The 16,201-nt window shown below is 62.7% G+C and carries 16 protein-coding genes; 8 read left to right on the top strand and 8 right to left on the bottom strand.

What is annotated here, in order from left to right; translation table 11 throughout:
• Positions 1–75: 75 nt before the first annotated feature.
• Positions 76–987, bottom strand: coding sequence for a LysR family transcriptional regulator (locus PYR65_RS17530; RefSeq protein WP_276118902.1), 912 nt, complete (start codon positions 985–987; stop codon positions 76–78).
• A 96-nt stretch (positions 988–1,083) separates the two neighbouring features.
• On the opposite strand from PYR65_RS17530, the gene PYR65_RS17525 reads away from it, so the two are divergent.
• Together PYR65_RS17525 and PYR65_RS17520 are read left to right on the top strand one after the other, a co-directional pair.
• Positions 1,084–1,959 carry an aldo/keto reductase family oxidoreductase gene (locus tag PYR65_RS17525; protein WP_276118901.1) on the top strand — a complete coding sequence of 292 codons (876 nt, stop codon included), beginning with the start codon at positions 1,084–1,086 and terminating at the stop codon, positions 1,957–1,959.
• A 152-nt stretch (positions 1,960–2,111) separates the two neighbouring features.
• Positions 2,112–2,546, top strand: coding sequence for a DUF1284 domain-containing protein (locus PYR65_RS17520; RefSeq protein ID WP_276118900.1), 435 nt, complete (start codon positions 2,112–2,114; stop codon positions 2,544–2,546).
• A gap of 12 nt (positions 2,547–2,558) precedes the next feature.
• Here PYR65_RS17520 and PYR65_RS17515 read toward each other — a convergent pair whose 3' ends face one another.
• Together PYR65_RS17515 and PYR65_RS17510 are read right to left on the bottom strand one after the other, a co-directional pair.
• Positions 2,559–3,773 (bottom strand): multidrug effflux MFS transporter, encoded by a 1,215-nt coding sequence (locus tag PYR65_RS17515; RefSeq protein WP_276118899.1) that lies wholly within the window; start codon positions 3,771–3,773, stop codon positions 2,559–2,561.
• A gap of 51 nt (positions 3,774–3,824) precedes the next feature.
• Positions 3,825–4,553: an ArsR/SmtB family transcription factor gene (locus tag PYR65_RS17510; protein WP_276121095.1), complete on the bottom strand. Its 729-nt coding sequence runs from the start codon at positions 4,551–4,553 to the stop codon at positions 3,825–3,827.
• Between the two features lie 117 nt (positions 4,554–4,670).
• Between PYR65_RS17510 and PYR65_RS17505 the strand changes: the two genes are divergently transcribed.
• The 3 genes from PYR65_RS17505 to PYR65_RS17495 all read left to right on the top strand — a co-directional run bounded on the left by PYR65_RS17505 (position 4,671) and on the right by PYR65_RS17495 (position 6,659).
• Positions 4,671–5,000, top strand: a complete 330-nt coding sequence (locus tag PYR65_RS17505) for an NIPSNAP family protein (protein WP_060636387.1) — start codon at positions 4,671–4,673, stop codon at positions 4,998–5,000.
• Positions 4,997–5,359 carry an antibiotic biosynthesis monooxygenase family protein gene (locus PYR65_RS17500; protein ID WP_276118898.1) on the top strand — a complete coding sequence of 121 codons (363 nt, stop codon included), beginning with the start codon at positions 4,997–4,999 and terminating at the stop codon, positions 5,357–5,359. Before PYR65_RS17505 ends, PYR65_RS17500 begins: the two co-directional genes overlap by 4 nt.
• A gap of 169 nt (positions 5,360–5,528) precedes the next feature.
• Positions 5,529–6,659, top strand: a complete 1,131-nt coding sequence (locus PYR65_RS17495; protein ID WP_276118896.1) for a site-specific DNA-methyltransferase — start codon at positions 5,529–5,531, stop codon at positions 6,657–6,659.
• A gap of 91 nt (positions 6,660–6,750) precedes the next feature.
• Here the strand turns inward: PYR65_RS17495 and PYR65_RS17490 are convergent, their stop codons facing one another.
• The 5 genes from PYR65_RS17490 to mutY form a co-directional block, all read right to left on the bottom strand.
• Complete coding sequence (locus PYR65_RS17490) at positions 6,751–6,951, bottom strand: hypothetical protein (protein WP_060636384.1); 201 nt, start codon at positions 6,949–6,951, stop codon at positions 6,751–6,753.
• A gap of 575 nt (positions 6,952–7,526) precedes the next feature.
• On the bottom strand, positions 7,527–8,624 hold the full coding sequence (locus PYR65_RS17485) for a calcium-binding protein (protein ID WP_276118895.1): 1,098 nt from the start codon (positions 8,622–8,624) through the stop codon (positions 7,527–7,529).
• 121 nt (positions 8,625–8,745) lie between these two features.
• Positions 8,746–9,111, bottom strand: a complete 366-nt coding sequence (locus PYR65_RS17480) for a nuclear transport factor 2 family protein (RefSeq protein ID WP_276121094.1) — start codon at positions 9,109–9,111, stop codon at positions 8,746–8,748.
• A gap of 2 nt (positions 9,112–9,113) precedes the next feature.
• On the bottom strand, positions 9,114–9,731 hold the full coding sequence (locus PYR65_RS17475) for an HAD family hydrolase (protein ID WP_060636382.1): 618 nt from the start codon (positions 9,729–9,731) through the stop codon (positions 9,114–9,116).
• A gap of 10 nt (positions 9,732–9,741) precedes the next feature.
• The gene (gene mutY, locus PYR65_RS17470) at positions 9,742–10,848 is read right to left on the bottom strand and encodes an A/G-specific adenine glycosylase (RefSeq protein ID WP_407951249.1); all 1,107 of its coding nucleotides are present in this window, start codon (positions 10,846–10,848) and stop codon (positions 9,742–9,744) included.
• Between the two features lie 139 nt (positions 10,849–10,987).
• Between mutY and PYR65_RS17465 the strand changes: the two genes are divergently transcribed.
• From PYR65_RS17465 to PYR65_RS17455, 3 genes are all read left to right on the top strand, one after another.
• Positions 10,988–11,437, top strand: a complete 450-nt coding sequence (locus tag PYR65_RS17465) for a DUF721 domain-containing protein (protein WP_407951336.1) — start codon at positions 10,988–10,990, stop codon at positions 11,435–11,437.
• 122 nt (positions 11,438–11,559) lie between these two features.
• Positions 11,560–12,483 (top strand): DsbA family protein, encoded by a 924-nt coding sequence (locus PYR65_RS17460; protein WP_407951248.1) that lies wholly within the window; start codon positions 11,560–11,562, stop codon positions 12,481–12,483.
• A 180-nt stretch (positions 12,484–12,663) separates the two neighbouring features.
• Positions 12,664–16,128: a chromosome segregation SMC family protein gene (locus tag PYR65_RS17455; protein WP_276118893.1), complete on the top strand. Its 3,465-nt coding sequence runs from the start codon at positions 12,664–12,666 to the stop codon at positions 16,126–16,128.
• The last annotated feature ends 73 nt before the right edge of the window (positions 16,129–16,201 follow it).

The following is a 16,201-nucleotide window of genomic DNA, read 5'->3' as shown; positions in this document are numbered from 1 at the left end:
CCGGAGGCGGAACGGATGAAGGTGATGCCGACGGCACAGCCGTTCCCTATGTCCGGCGTCTTCCCACGCGCGGCGTCATTTCTGGCCAGGCAACGCCTTGACGAAATCGATGAAGGCCCGGAGCGGTGCGGGCACCAGGCGCCGTCCGGGATAATAGAGAAACGGCCCCGAAAAGGATTGCCACCACGGTTCCAGAACCGGCTCCAGCGTGCCGGCGTTGAGATGCGGGCGCAGCCAGTCCTCAAACAGCGAAATGATCCCGGTCCCGGCAATGGCGGCATCGACGGCAAGGTCGATGGAGCCGCCGACGCTGACGATCAGCGGTCCGGCCGGATCAACAAGCACCACCTCGCCGTCGCGCTCGAACTCCCAGGGTGCCGTCGTCTTGCCGCTGGAAAAGCGGCCGAGCAGGCAGGCGTGCTCGAGCAGGTCGCGCGGGTGCGAAGGGCGGCCGCAGCGGTTCAGGTAGCCGGGCGCGGCTGCGGTGGCAAAGCGCTGCACACGCGGCCCGATCGGCACGGCGATCATGTCCTGCTCCAACCGCTCGTCATAGCGGATACCGGCATCGCAACCGGCGGCGAGCATATCGACAAAGCTGTCCTCGGCCATGATCTCCAGCCGGATATCGGGATAGGCAGCCAGGAATGGCGGTACGATCGCCGGCAGCACCAGCCGTGCCGCGCTGACGGGCACGTTCAGCCGCAGGGTTCCCGCCGGCCGGCCGCGAAAGCCGTTGACCACTTCCAGCGCCGCCTCGACCTCGCTCAGCGCCGGACCAAGCCGCTCCAGCAGGCCCTTGCCTGCCTCGGTCGCAACCACGCTGCGGGTGGTACGATTGAGCAGCCGCACGCCCAGCTGCGTCTCCAGGCGCCGCACGGCTTCGCTGAGGAAGGAGGCGCTGGCGCCGCTGATGCGGGCGCCCTCGCGAAAACCACCGGCGCGCGCCACCGCCACGAATGCGTTGAGATCACCAAGGTCCGTCTTCATTGTTCGCCATCCCGCACAGCCTGTGCTGATTATGACCCGTTATCACGTAAGCCAGCAACGCCTATGTTCAGATCAGCTCTTGAAAGGAGTGAGATCATGTCCATTATCGAACAGTCCGGTACGTTCACCCTCGGAGGCCGCAGCGTCGAAAGGCTCGGCTACGGCGCCATGCAGCTCGCCGGCCCCGGCGTTTACGGCCCGCCGAAAGACCATGATGCGGCGCTCGCCGTGCTGCGCGAGGCGGTTGAAAGCGGGGTCGATCATATCGATACCAGCGATTTCTACGGTCCGCATGTCACCAACCAGATCATTCGCGAGGCGCTGCATCCCTACCGCGACGATCTCGTTATCGTCACCAAGGTCGGCGCACGGCGCGGCGAGGACAAGTCCTGGAACCCGGCTTTCTCGCGCGAGGAGCTGACGCAGGCCGTGCATGACAATCTGCGCAATCTCGGCCTCGATGTCATCGATGTCGTCAATCTTCGCCTGATGTTTGATGTGCACGGTCCGGCGGAAGGGTCGCTGGAAGAACCGTTGACCGTGCTGGCGGACCTGCAGCGCCAGGGTCTCATCCGTCATATCGGGCTCAGCAACGTCACGGCCACGCAGATCGCCGAGGGCCAGTCCATTACCAAGATCGTCTGCGTCCAGAACCAATACAATCTCGCCCATCGCGGCGACGATGCCCTGATCGACGACCTTGCGAGCAGCGGTATCGCCTATGTGCCGTTCTTTCCGCTCGGGGGCTTCAGCCCGCTGCAGTCATCGACCCTGTCGAATGTCGCCGCGCGGCTGAACGCCACCCCCATGCAGGTGGCGCTCGCCTGGCTTTTGCGCCGCGCCCCCAATATCCTGCTGATCCCCGGCACATCCTCCGTCGGTCACCTCCGCGAAAACCTGGCTGCAGCAGCTCTGGTGCTGTCCGACGAGGTCGTCAAGGAACTCGATCAGGTGGGTGAGATCGCCGCCTGATTGGTCCGGACACCGCACATCATCCGCTCCGCCGCGCTTTCCCGGCGGTGGAGCGGATGGCGTATGTCTGAGTTGGCGGGCTTACCCGGCAAGCAGTTGCCGTTGGCGGCATTGCCGGGTAAGACACGGATTTTGTCCTAGCCAAGGCTTCCATGACCGTCCGTCTGCGCCCGCATCACCTGCTTTGCATGCTGACCTTTATCGGCAAGGGCTATACGGCTGCCTTCACCGAAAACTACATCCGCATCGCCGCCCGTCTGTCCGCAGGCGAGGATATCGAGGTGGTCGAGGGGCCGGACGATATCTGTGCGCCGATGCTGGGCGAGCCGGGCATGCACTGCCTGAACGAGGAGAGCGTGCCGCATCGGGATTTGAAGGCAAGCGAGGCGGTCGAGGCTTTGCTCGGCATATCCGCGCGTCCCGGCGCATCGATCCGGCTGAGCGCCGATAGGCTCTTGCGAATGCGTGCGGCCTTTGCGGAGGGCTCGATCCGCGATGCCTGCCAGCGCTGCGAATGGTCGCCGCTCTGTACCAGCATTGCCGGGTCGGATTTCGACGGCGTGCTTGTGGCGCGAGCTGGTTGTTAGAGCGCAAGCGGCTTATCGCAGGGCGACAACCGGCGTGGCATCCGCCCGCACGGCAAGCTCGCAAAGAGCAAGCGCGCCGATCCCGGCTGCAAAGAAGCCCGCCGCGAGGATAAGTGTTGTGCCGTCGTAAAAGGCGCCCAATGCGACGGCTAACAGGGTGGCGATCAGGCTTGACCCAGACGCAATCAGCGAGGCGCCAAGACCTGCGACATCCCCCAGAGAGCACATGGCCATGGCGTTGAGATTGCCGAACAACACGCCGATTGCAAAGAACGCCGAAAAGGCTGTTATCATCAGGACGGGCAGGGGCGGCCGCCCGATCCAATATCCTGATGCCGCCAGCATCATCAATCCCGCCCCGGCAAGCCCGCAAAAACCGAAGCGCGCCATGGTCTGCGCACCGAATCGCCCAACCAGTTTGGCATTGAGGAACGAGGCAAGCCCGATGCCGGTGGCAAGGCCTGCAAAATAGAGCGGGAACGTGTCGGCGATCCCATAGACGTCGAAGAACAGATCGGCCGCCGTGCTGAGATAGACGAGCTGTGCGCCAAAGACGAGCCCGGTTGCCGAGATCAGCAAGACCACGCGCCGGTTCGACAGGATGCGCCGGCCGTTGGACAGGAGTAGCCGGGGGCGCAGCGGAATGCGGCGGGTGGGCGCCAATGTTTCCGGCTGGCGCGTCACCAGCCAGATGCCGAGCAGGCCTGCTACGGCGAGATAGACGGCAAAGACACTGCGCCAGCCGCTGAGCGCGATGATGCCCTGGGCGAGCGCTGGCGCCAGCATCGGCACGAGGATGAACAGCGTAAACATCAACGACATCACCCGGGCCATCGCATCGCCCTCGAACTGGTCGCGGATCATCGCTCTTGTCGCAATCTTCGGCCCGGAAACGCCGATGCCTTGGACAAACCGTCCAAGGATGACCATTTCGAGCGAGGTGGCGAGCATGGCGATCACCGTTCCCAGCGCGTAGATGCAAAGCCCCAGAAGCAGCGCCTTCTTTCGCCCCAAAGCGTCCGAGAGCGGCCCCAGCAGCAATTCGCCAAACACCATGCCGAAGATGAACAGCGATATGACATGCTGGGTGGAGAGCGGCGGCGCGGCGCCGACATCCGCGCCGATCTGGCGCAATCCCGGCAGCAGGGCATCGATGCTGATGGAGGTGAGCGAGGTTAGGCAGGCATAGAGCGCGATGCGCTCGCGAAAACCGGGGGACACTGTCATGGGCCGCATTCGAGGGAGAAGAATTGGTCGGAGCTGTAGCAGCCTTTTGGTTCACACGCCCATAGCATGCACGTACTGGCGCCCGGCTGGCGTCGGCGCGGGCAGGGGGAAGAGCTTGGCAAACGCTTTCTCGCCGGTGCCGGTAAACCGGATGGCGCGGCTGCCGGGTTCGCGCAGCGCCCAGCCTTTGTCGAGAAACAGCGTGAGCAGCGCCTGGCCGAGCGAGCCGGACAGATGCGAGCGGCGTTCGCTCCAGTCGAGGCAGGCGCGGCAGAGCGGGCGGCGTAACCTTTTCAGCGCCGCAAGGTCGATGCCGAGCGCCGTCATGCTGGCAGCGCCCGACGCCGTCAGATGCAGCGTATCGCCAGCGCCGGAAATCACCTCTTCGGCGATCAGGCTATCAAGCATGCGCACGCCGTAATCGCCCGCCAGATGGTTGTAGCAGACGCGGGCCTTGCGCAGCGCCGGGTCCTTGGGGCCGGTGCGATGGCGGGTAAAACCGCGATAGGCGGCAAAGCCCATCAGCCCCTCGATCATCAGCCCGACATCGTCGTCGGCCAGGGTGAAATAGCGGTGGCGGCCCTGCTTGCGCTGGGCGATCAGGCCGCCGGCCTCAAGCTTGGAGAGGTGCGAACTCGCCGTCTGCAGGGTGATCCCCGCCGTCCCGGCAAGCTCAGTCGCCGTCAATGCCTTGCCGCTGGTGAGCGCGGTCAGCATATTGGCGCGGGCGGGATCGCCGATCAGCGATCCGATGAGAGCGATATCTGGACCTTCTTTCATGCCGCGATGGTAACTGCAGCGAGAAGCACCGGCAAGGCCCGACACTTCGATCGTCATCGAAGCATCAGGCACTTCGAAACTGGCACAAGGGGACATCCGCAACCGAAGGAGCGTCCCATGATCACCTGTTTCATCCGCTATGAAATCGACCCGTTCAAGCGCGAGGAATTCGCCGCCTATGCCCGCAACTGGGGACAGGCCATCCCGCGCAACGGCGCCGACCTGATCGGCTATTTCGCCCCGCATGAGGGCTCGGCGACGACGGCCTATGCCGCCTACAATATCGACAGCCTCGCGGCTTACGAAGCCTATCGCGCCCGCCTTGCCGCCGATCCGCTCGGGGCGGAAAACTATCAGTTCGCAAGGAAAGAACGGTTTATTCTCAAGGAGGACCGGATTTTCCTCAAGAACGTCTCCGGCCCGCATGCAAAGGCGGTGTCGTTTTGATCGCCGTGATTTTCGAGGTGGAGCCGGCGGATGACCGGCGCAGCGCCTATCTGGATCTGGCAGCCCAGCTTCACGGCAAGCTGAACGAGATCGACGGGTTCCTGTCGATCGAGCGGTTCGAAAGCCTGAAGGTGCTCGGCAAGATCCTGTCCCTGTCGTTCTGGCGCGACGAGGCGGCGATCGCCACCTGGCGCAACGGCCCCGAACACCGCGCCGCCCAGCACGCCGGCCGCAACGGCACCTTCGCCGCCTACCGCCTGCGCATCGCCGCGGTCATCCGCGATTATGGCATGACCGAGCGGGACGAGGCGCCGGAGGATAGCCGGATTTTTCATGAGACAAGAGAGAACCGCAAATAGGCGCCGGGCGTCGCTCCGGTTCATGGAAAGAGGGTAACGCATCTGCGCTAAACTTTCCATCCTCCTGTATCATTTCACGAATTCCGCCTCCGCCTTCAGCATTTGGTAACCAAGTTCGGTAACCATAAGGACTGAAATCAGTTCCGAGTAAGCGTAGGTGCGAGTGTCCATGTCATCAGTTGTTTCGTTGGCCGAAATCTCCCGCGGCGCCAGCCCTGCAGGCTGGCTCGATTCCATCATCAAAGGCGATTGCGTCGCCGCTCTTGAGGCGCTTCCCGACAACTCCGTTGACGTCGTCTTCGCAGACCCGCCCTACAACCTCCAGCTCGGCGGTTCGCTGCACCGGCCCGATCAGTCGCTGGTCGATGCGGTCGATGACGACTGGGATCAGTTCGTATCCTTCGAGGCGTATGATGCTTTTACCCGCGCCTGGCTGCTGGCCTGCCGCCGCGTCCTGAAGCCGACCGGAACGCTCTGGGTCATCGGCTCCTACCACAACATCTTCCGCGTCGGCGCGACCCTGCAGGACCTGAACTTCTGGATCCTCAACGATATCATCTGGCGCAAGACCAACCCGATGCCGAACTTCAAGGGCCGCCGGTTTCAGAATGCCCATGAGACGCTGATCTGGGCAAGCCCCAGCGCCAAGGGTAAGGGCTACACGTTCAACTACGATGCCCTGAAGGCCTCGAACGACGACGTGCAGATGCGCTCCGACTGGCTGTTTCCGATCTGCTCGGGCGGCGAGCGCCTGAAGGGCGACGACGGCAAGAAGGCGCATCCGACCCAAAAGCCGGAAGCGCTGCTTGCCCGTATCCTGATGGCCTCGACCAAGCCGGGCGATATCGTGCTCGATCCCTTCTTCGGCTCCGGCACCACCGGTGCGGTCGCCAAGCGCCTCGGCCGCCATTTCGTCGGCATCGAACGCGAGCAGGCCTATATCGATGCGGCATCCGAACGCATCGCCGCTGTCGAGCCGCTCGGCAAGGCAACCCTGTCGGTCATGACCGGCAAGAAGGCCGAACCGCGCGTCGCCTTCAACACGCTGATCGAAAGCGGCATGATCAAGCCGGGCACGGTGCTGACCGATGCGAAGCGCCGCTACAGCGCCATCGTGCGCGCCGACGGAACGGTGGCAAGCGGCGGCGACGCCGGCTCGATCCATCGCCTCGGCGCCAAAGTCCAGGGTCTCGACGCCTGCAACGGCTGGACCTTCTGGCACTATGAAGAGGGCACGTCGCTCAAGCCGATCGACGACCTGCGCGCCGTCATCCGCAGTGATATGGCCAAGATCAACTGATCATTTCCAACCCGGAAATGCAAAACGCCGCGCTCCGTATGGGATGCGCGGCGTTTGTGTATGCAATTATGAAACTCTCAATAGACCGTCTTCACGACTTGCCTGACGGTTCCATCAAAACGTCGAAACAGCGGGCGCAGTAGCCGAACTCATAGCCGCTGGTCTGCCATGGCTCCACCGGCTCTTCGCAAGCGATGCAATGGATGACCCAACGCGCCGGGCTTTCGGAATTGTTGTCCGGGCCGAGCTGCCCGTCCTTGGATTTTTTCGAAATCTCGGTGGTCTCGTTCATATGCTCTGCCTTCTCTGTCTGCCGGCTGGCCCGTTTCCCGGCTGGCCCCGTTTGTCGGTTTGAACGAGGTCGTGAAAAAACAAGTTTCAAAATGGGACAGATTTTTTATGCGTCCGTGCCCATCGCACAGGGACTGTGTCTGTCGCGAATCACGGCCATGTGGACGTTTGCGCATTGTCTGCCCGGCTTGTTCCCTTGAAGCAAGAATGCCGGATTTACAGGAATTATTGGTGCCGCCCGCAATGTGGGATGTCCTAAAATATCCGGCCTTAACGGGCTTGAATAGCTAATGTTTGCCCCGCCATTTCCTCTTTGAAATCAGTCGCTGGATGCCCGCCTTTTAGAACAATTTAACCATCCCGCCTGTAATCTGCCCAGCAAGCAGGACGACCGTGTGATCAACCACGCGAGGCGCGCGGGCCAGCCCGTAGAATGCTTGACGGCGCGGTGAAAGCCGCCCGTTTCAGAGATAGTTTTCGTCCGGTTTCGTACCTTCAGTCCCGGACGGAGACTTAAACGCCCAGGATCAGCGATGATCCTGGGCGTTTGTGTTTTGATCGCCGGAACGCACCCGGTTAAAGGATGAAATCGTCGGCAAACATCTTGGTGACGCCGTTCATCTTGATCTGGAAATCGGCACGGCCGTCGCCATCGGTATCGCCCGAAATGATGCCGTTCTTGAACTGCAGCTCGCCCGCCTTGCCATGGAAGGCCGAACCGCCGATGAAGCTGAAGTTCTGGTTGCCGCTGACGCGTTCATTGGCATCGATCGTGCTGAGATCGACGATGTCATTTTCCGAGGCGCGGAAATCGCTGATGATATCGCGCTTGCTGCCAACGGCGGATTCACTGGCAAAATCGAAATCGAAAATGTCGGCACCAGAGCCGCCGCTGAGGAAATCGAAGCCCGAGCCGCCAAGCAGATAGTCCGCCCCGGTACCACCCACCAGATCGTCATCGCCGGAACCGCCGACCAGATCGTCGTCGCCCGTGCCGCCGTAGAGATCGTCATTGCCGGCACCGCCATAAAGGTCGTCATTGCCGCCGAGGCCGTCGAGAATGTCGTTGCCGCCCAGGCCCTGAAGGATATTGCGGCCCGAACTGCCGGTAATGTCGTCATGGCCTCGGTCGGTGCCCGTGGCATTTTCGATGCTGATCAGCGTTTCCCGGTGGCCATTTGTCGTGGACGCCCATTGTCTGCCAAGATCGATGGTCACGCCCTTGCCGCGCTGCGAGGCATAATCGTCCTGCAGTGCGTAGCTGATCGTGTCCGTGCCGGTGCCGCCGTTAAAATAATTGTCGACGCCGACGGAGAGAAACGTGTCGTTACCGGCATCGCCGTAATATTTGCTGGCTTCGGTATCCACTTCGAAACGGTCATTGCCGTTGCCGCCATGCACGATGTCGTAGCCGTTGCTGTCGCCGGCGCGGATATCGGCGATGTAGAGATCGTTGCCGTCACCCAGCACGATATCGTTGCCGCCTTCGAAATAGTTGACGACCTTGTCATTGCCCGAGCCGGCATTGACATAGTTGTCGCCACCGTAGCTGCTGGTCACATTGAGATAGATGGTGTCGTTGCCGCCATAGCCGTAAATCTCGACGGGACGTCCGGTGTAATCGCCCTGGACGATGGTATCGCTGCCGTTGGTGCCATCAATAATCTTTGCCATGGAAACGCGGCCTTTCGGATGAGTTGGATGCTGAATTTCGAAGCCGATCATGCCCTCGATCAGGTGAATGACAGCTGAACCAATTGCGGCGTTTTGGTGATTTCAAAAAGGGCTTTTGGTGTCAGAAGTCGGTGACATCGACGCTGATGATTTTGCCCTGGTCGTTGAAGGTGATGGTCTCCTCGCCCCGGCGGACAAGCGGCGTCCCGGTGGAGGAACTGGTGGCCTGCAGGCTCCAGACGGCGCGGGCTGCCAGCGGCGAGATTTTCACGATCAGGCTGTCCTCCGCCACCTGGTCGGGATATTCGGCGAAATAGCGCCGGAACGCCGCCATGATGTCGGCGCGTCCCTCCAGCCCGCCGACCTTGCCGGACGAATAGGTGGCGTCATCGGCAAAGAAATTTTCGATCGTATCGAAGTCGAGATCACCGATTGCCGCATGAAAACGCTCGGCTGCAGCAGCCGGATCGAAGGCATTGAGGGTCATGGTCACACCGAAAGTCCATAGGCCAGAAGGTCCGATTGCAGCGTCTGCGGATCGGTGAAATGCACGGCTTGCCAGCCTGCGGCGCGCGCGCCTTCGACATTCGGCATGCTGTCGTCGATGAACAGGGTTGCCGCCGGATCGAGATCGAAATTGTCCGCATGCGTCTGGTAGATCGCCACATCCGGCTTGATCAGCCGGATATCGCCAGACACGGTGACGCCGCGCGGCAAGGTGAGAAAGGGAAACCGCTTCTGCGCTTCCTTGAACGTATCGGAGGCGAAATTGGTCAGCATGGTCACGTCGTAGCCCTTGGCGATCAGGCTTTCCATGATGGAGACGCATTCGACATAGGCATGCGGCACCATCTCGTGCCAGTATGTGCGAAAGGCACGGATGCTGTCGGCATGATCCGGATACTGCGCGATCAACAGGTCTTCCGCCTCGCGCCAGTCGCGGCCGCGATCCTGCTCGATGTTCCAGTCATGGGTGCAGACATTGGCAAAGAACCATTTGCGCTCGGCGTCATCGGGAATGATTCGCGAAAACGGGAGATGCGGGTCGTAGTGGATCAGCACCTTGCCGATGTCGAAGACGATGTGGCGGATTTCGACGCTGCTCATCGGGTATTCCTCAGTTTCCAAGGCTGTCCGGACCGTCCTTGAAAGCGTCCGGTATAGCCTGGGCGATTGCTTTTTTCATGACGGTCGGGAGTGCTTGCGCCTTGAGAGAGACAAGCGGTTCCCACCAGCCGTTTCCTGTTTTGTTCTCATTTGTGACCTTGGCCCGATAGATCGACAAGCGCAACTCAAAATGCGTAAAAACATGTGTGATTGTTCCGCACGGCTCCCATGGGGCGGCAAAAGGCTGGGCGGAAATGGTGTTGTCGCCGTCGATGCGCGAGGTCCAGGGCGTGCCGGGAACTTCCGTCATGCCGCCGAGCAGCCCCGTCTCGCCGCGCTTTTGCAGATAGACGGCGCCGTCGATGCGGCTGGCAACGAAGGCAGCGCCCACCCGCAGCGGTTTTTCCTTTTTCGCCGCCTTGCGTGGAAAGGTCTCCGGATCGGCCGTCTTTAGGGCGAGACAGCCTTCGTTGAGCGGACAGAGCGCGCAGGCCGGCCGTCTCGGCGTGCAGATGGTCGCGCCGAGATCCATCATCCCCTGAGCAAAATCGCCGGGCCGATCCGCTGGCGTCATGGCAGCCACCAGCGCCCGCATCTGCGGCTTTGCGGCCGGCAGCGGTGTCTCAATCGCGTGGAGCCGCGAAATCACCCGCTCGACATTGCCGTCGAGAACAGCGCTTTGCCGGTTGAAGGCGATGGCCGAGACGGCGGCTGCGGTATAGTCGCCAATGCCCGGCAGCGCCCGCAAGCCTTCCTCGGTATCGGGAAACACACCGGAATGGTCGCGGGCCACGGCCTCCGCGCATTTCTTCAGGTTGCGCGCCCGGGCATAATAGCCAAGCCCCGCCCAGGCTTTCATCACCTCCTCGGTATCGGCTGAGGCAAGATCGGTCACCTCTGGCCAGAGCGCCAGGAACTTGTGGAAATAGGGTTTCACCGCCTGCACGGTGGTCTGCTGCAGCATCACTTCCGACAGCCAGATATGGTAGGGATCGGCCACCACGCCATCGCGCGCCATCGGCGGGGAAATGCGCCAGGGCAGGTCGCGGTGATGCCGGTCATACCAGGAAAGAAGCCGGTTGGCCGCATCGGCCGGGGTCATTGTCTGCTGCATCATTTGCCGGAATGTTGGTTGGGGTCTATCATTGGCGAAGTGTTCGCCATCCTTCAAGGCGGATTCGGAACCTGAAAGATATCTGTTGAAACAACCTTATACTCGCAAGGGCGGCCGGCAGATCAGCGAGATCGCCAATGGCATGATCGATCCGGTGCTGGCCAAGCGCGCCGGGATCAACACGCTGTTGCTCGGTTCCTGGGATGAGATCGCCGGCGAGGATTTCGCCGATTGCACCCGGCCGGAAAAGATCGCCTGGCCGCGACGCGCCTCCGAAATGACGGGCGAGGGGGGCTATCAGCCGGGGGTACTGACCATCGCCTGCGAAGGCGCGCGCGCCCTGTTTCTCACCCACGCGCAGGGTGAACTGATCCAGCGGATCAACGGGTTTTTCGGTTTTCCGGCCATCAACCAGATGCGCATCGTGCAAAAACCGGTCTCTGCCCCGCCCAAGCCCTATCGCAAGCCCAAGCCGCTGACGGGCGAGCCAGCCCGCCGGCTGGAGACGCTGGTCGATGGTATCGAAAACGATGCGCTCAAAGCGGCGCTGACCCGGCTCGGCACGGCAGTGCTGGCGCCTGGAAAAAAGTGACCGGGCCATCAGCCGGTCACAATTGTTTGAATGGTGATGAGCAACAGCCCCTTGTCGCCCCGAACAAGGCAAGTTATCGAATTTCAGACCGATTTCGTCCATCCCCTCACACAGGTGAATTCATGTCCCTTTCTGAACTGAGCCCTTTCAAGCGCCTCCTGAGCGGCGTCGCCGTGGCTGCCATTGCTGTGACGCTCGCCGCCTGCAGCGACGAGAAGAAGGAGACAGCCGCCAGCACACCGGCCGCAGAAAGCACCGCAACAGTCGCCAAGACCGAAGTGACGCCCGCTGCCGGCGGATCGATGATGTCATCGACATCGGCGATGAAGCCGGCTGAGGGTGGTTCGATGATGTCGGCCGCCACCAAGCCTGTGGATGGCACGACGACGTCCTCCACCACATCGTCTGCTGCAACGCCGGCAACGGCCGATGCCGGGCAGACGCAGGTGGCGCAGGCCGCAGCGCCCGCAGCCAAGGTCGAGGTTCCGCAATCGGAAGGCGAAGTCGACATCGCCAAGCTGATGGCGCCCGGCCCGCTGCCGGAAATGTCCGTCGGTAAGGCCGATGCCAAGGTGACGATCGTCGAATATATGTCGATGACCTGCCCGCATTGCGCCCGTTTCCACAATGAAACCTATGACGCCATCAAGGCGAAATATGTCGATAGCGGCCAGGTGCGCTTCGTGGTGCGCGAATTCCCGTTCGATCCGCGTGCTGCCGCCGCTTTCATGCTGGCGCGCTGCGCCCCGGAAGGCCAGTATTTCCCGATGATCTCGATGCTGTTCAAGCAGCAGGAACAGTGGGCCGCCGCACAAAACGGCCGCGATGCGCTGCTGCAGATGTCGAAACTCGCCGGTTTTACACAGGAGAGCTTCGAGGCCTGCTTGACGAACCAGAAACTTCTGGATGATGTGCAGGCAACGATGCAGAAGGGCGACAAGGATTTCGGCGTCAAGGCCACCCCAACCTTCTTCGTCAATGGCAAGAAGTATTCCGGAGAAATGTCGGTTGACACCATGTCGGCCCTTATCGACTCGATGCTCTGATCCATCGCAGTTCTCAGGAACAACCGGCGGGCGCCTCAGTGCGCCCGTTTTTGTATACCTCCCCCTTGAGGGGGGAGGTCGCGCGCATGCGCGGGTGGGGGTGACCCGCCGTATCTGGCAAGGCGTCACCCCACCCCGGAGCTTCGCTCCGACCCTCCCCCTCAAGGGGAGGGTAAAACCATGAAATTCACCAAGCTCCGTCTTCTCGGCTTCAAGTCCTTCGTCGAACCCTCCGAATTCGTGATCGAGCGCGGGCTGACCGGGGTGGTCGGGCCGAATGGGTGTGGCAAGTCGAACCTGGTGGAAGCGTTGCGCTGGGTGATGGGGGAGAATTCCTACAAGAACATGCGGGCGTCCGGCATGGACGACGTGATCTTTTCCGGTTCCGGCAATCGTCCCGCCCGCAACACGGCGGAAGTCGGCCTCTATCTCGACAATTCCGATCGCACCGCGCCCGCCGCCTTCAACGACAGCGACGAGATCCAGGTGACGCGGCGGATCGAGCGGGAGAACGGCTCGGTCTACCGCATCAACGGCAAGGAAGCCCGCGCCAAGGATGTGCAGCTGTTGTTTGCCGATGCTTCGACCGGCGCGCGCTCGCCCTCGATGGTGGGGCAGGGCCGGATCGGCGAGCTGATTGCGGCAAAGCCCCAGGCGCGCCGCCAGTTGCTCGAAGAAGCCGCGGGCATTTCGGGCCTGCATTCGCGCCGCCACGAGGCCGAGCTGCGGCTGAAGGGGGCCGAAACCAATCTCGAGCGGCTGGAAGACGTTACCTCCCAGCTCGAAAGCCAGATCGAAAGCCTGAAACGCCAGTCGCGCCAGGCCAATCGTTTCAAGCTTCTGTCCTCCGATATCCGCCGCCACGAGGCGATGCTTTTGCATATCCGCTGGGTACAGGCCAAGGAGGCCGAGGGCGAGGCCGATAGCCAGCTGAACCAGGCGACATCGCTGGTGGCCGAAAAGGCGCAAGGTCAAATGGAAGCGGCCAAGGCCCAGGCGATCGCCAGCCTGAAATTGCCGGAACTGCGCGAAGCCGAGGCGAGGGCGGCTGCCGCCCTGCAGCGCCTGCAGATCGCCAAGTCGCAGCTGGAGGAAGATGCCGGCCGTATCCTGCGCCGCCGCGACGAATTGCAGCGCCGCCTGTCGCAACTGCGGGAAGATATCGTGCGCGAAGAGCGGCTGGTTGCCGACAATGCCGGTATTCTCACCCGGCTGGACGAGGAAGAGCACGAGCTTGCCGAGATGCTTTCGGAAGCGGGCGAGCGGGCCGAGGACGCCCGCGAGCGGCTGGCCGATGCGAGCGAAAAACTGTCTTCAAGCGAAAGCCTGCTCGGCCTGCTAACGGCCGAAAAGGCCGAGGCCCAGGCATCGCGCAACCAGCTGGAAAAAACCATCCGCGACCTGAGCGAACGGCAGGCGCGTCTTGCCCGCCAGCTGTCCGACCAGAGCCGCGACCTCGACGAACTCGACCGGCAGATTGCGGCGCTTCCCGATCCCGCTGAAAAGCAGGAGGACGTCGAAGCCGCTTTATCCGCTCTCGAGCAGGCGGAAAATGCCGTTGCCGATATCGAGGAGGCGCTGGCTGAGGCCCGCCAGGCCGAAATCGCCGCCCGCCCGTCTGTCGATGCCGCCCGCGCAACGGTCAATGGTATCGAGACCGAAGCCCGCACCATCCGGCGTATGCTGGAGGCATCGGCCGTGCAGGGGGCTGCCCCGCCGGTCGTTGATGACATGAAGGTCGATCGGGGCTTCGAGACCGCGCTGGGTGCAGCCCTTGGCGAAGATCTGGAATCGCCGCTCGATCCGAAGGCGCCTGCCCATTGGCGGGCACCGGGCGACGGCGCCGATGATCCGCCATTGCCCGGTGGCGCCGTTTCGCTCACCCAATATGTGCGTGCCCCGCAGATCCTGGAACGCGGCCTGCGCCAGATCGGCATTGTCGATGATGATGCAGAGGCAAAGCGCCTCCTGCCATCGCTGAAGGCCGGTCAGAGGCTGGTGACGCGCGATGGTGCGGTGTGGCGCTGGGACGGCCATGTCACGGGCGCCGATGCGCCGAGTGCGGCAGCGCTCAGACTGGCGCAGAAAAACCGCCTTGCCGAGCTTGAAGGCGAATTGACCGAAGCCCGCGATCAGCTGGCGGAGCGCGAGGCCGGGCTTGCCGCCGCCGCCGCTCGTATCCGTGCTGAGGACGAGCGGCTGCGGCTGTCGCGCGAGACCCAGCGCATGGTGGTGCGCAAGCTGTCTGAAGCCCGCGATGCGCTGGCGCAGGCCGAGCGTGCCTCCGGCGATCTCGTCCGTCGCCGGGCGGTGCTTGCCGAAACCTCAAGCCAGCTTTCGCTGCAGGTCGAGGAGATCGGCGAGCAGATGGAGGGCGCGCGCGACGCGCTGGAGGATGCGCCTGACGTGGCCGCGTTGGAGCAGACGCTGAACAGCCAGATGACGGCGGTTGCGACAGACCGGGCGCTGGTTGCGGAAGCCCGCGCCATCAATGACGGCCTTGCCCGCGAAAACGAAGTCCGGCAACGCCGCATCCGCGCCATCGCCACCGAGCGCCAAACTTGGACCGAAAGGGCCGCCAGCGCGCAGGAGCATATCGAGACCCTGCGCGAGCGCGAAAGCGAAGCCCGCGAGGAGGTCGAGGAGCTGCTCGAAGCGCCCGATGAATTCGACGAAAAGCGCCGTGCGCTGATGAACGAACTGTCGAAGGCGGAGGACGCGCGCCGCGCGGCGGCCGACGTGCTCGCCACAGCCGAAACCCGCCAGCGCGATGCCGACCGGATTGCCGTGACGGCTTTGTCGGAACTGGCCGAAACGCGCGAAAAACGGGGCCGGGCCGAAGAACGGCTGGTCTCCGCGCGCGAAAAGCGGCTGGAAAGCGAAGCCCGTATCCGCGATGTGCTGCACTGCGCCCCGCATGAGGTGATGCGGCTCACCGGCCTTGCCGTCGACGCCGAGCTGCCGGATATCCGCCAGATCGAGCGCGAACTCGACCGGCTGAAGATCGAACGCGAGCGGCTGGGCGCCGTCAACCTGCGGGCCGAGGAGGAGCAGAAGGAACTCTCCGACAAGCTGGAGGCGATGCTGAAGGAGCGTGAGGACATTATCGACGCGATCCGCAAGCTGCGCTCGGCGATCCAGAATCTCAACCGCGAAGGCCGCGAACGCCTGCTGGCCGCCTTCGATGTGGTCAATGTTCAGTTCCAGCGGCTGTTCACCCACCTGTTCGGCGGCGGCACGGCCGAATTGCAGCTGATTGAGAGCGACGATCCGCTCGATGCCGGCCTTGAAATCCTTGCCCGTCCGCCGGGCAAGAAGCCGCAGACGATGACGCTTCTCTCGGGCGGCGAACAGGCGCTGACGGCGATGGCGCTGATCTTTGCGGTATTCCTCACCAACCCGGCGCCGATCTGCGTGCTCGACGAAGTCGATGCGCCGCTCGACGACCACAATGTCGAGCGCTATTGCAACCTGATGGACGAGATGGCCGCCTCGACGGAAACGCGCTTCGTCATCATCACCCATAACCCGATCACCATGGCCCGCATGAACCGCCTGTTCGGCGTCACCATGGCCGAACAGGGCGTCTCCCAACTCGTCTCCGTCGATCTGCAGACGGCCGAGCAGCTGCGCGAAGCGGTGTAGCAGCCGTATCTGCCGTTCAAAACGCGCGGATCGGTTTCCCGCCTGTCGATCTCGAAAAACCCCCGCCCGGGAC

The sequence above is a fragment of the Pararhizobium qamdonense genome (assembly GCF_029277445.1).
Classification (GTDB): domain Bacteria; phylum Pseudomonadota; class Alphaproteobacteria; order Rhizobiales; family Rhizobiaceae; genus Pararhizobium; species Pararhizobium qamdonense.
The sequence above is the reverse complement of the archived record's forward strand: the minus strand, read 5'-3'. Positions and strand labels throughout refer to the sequence as shown.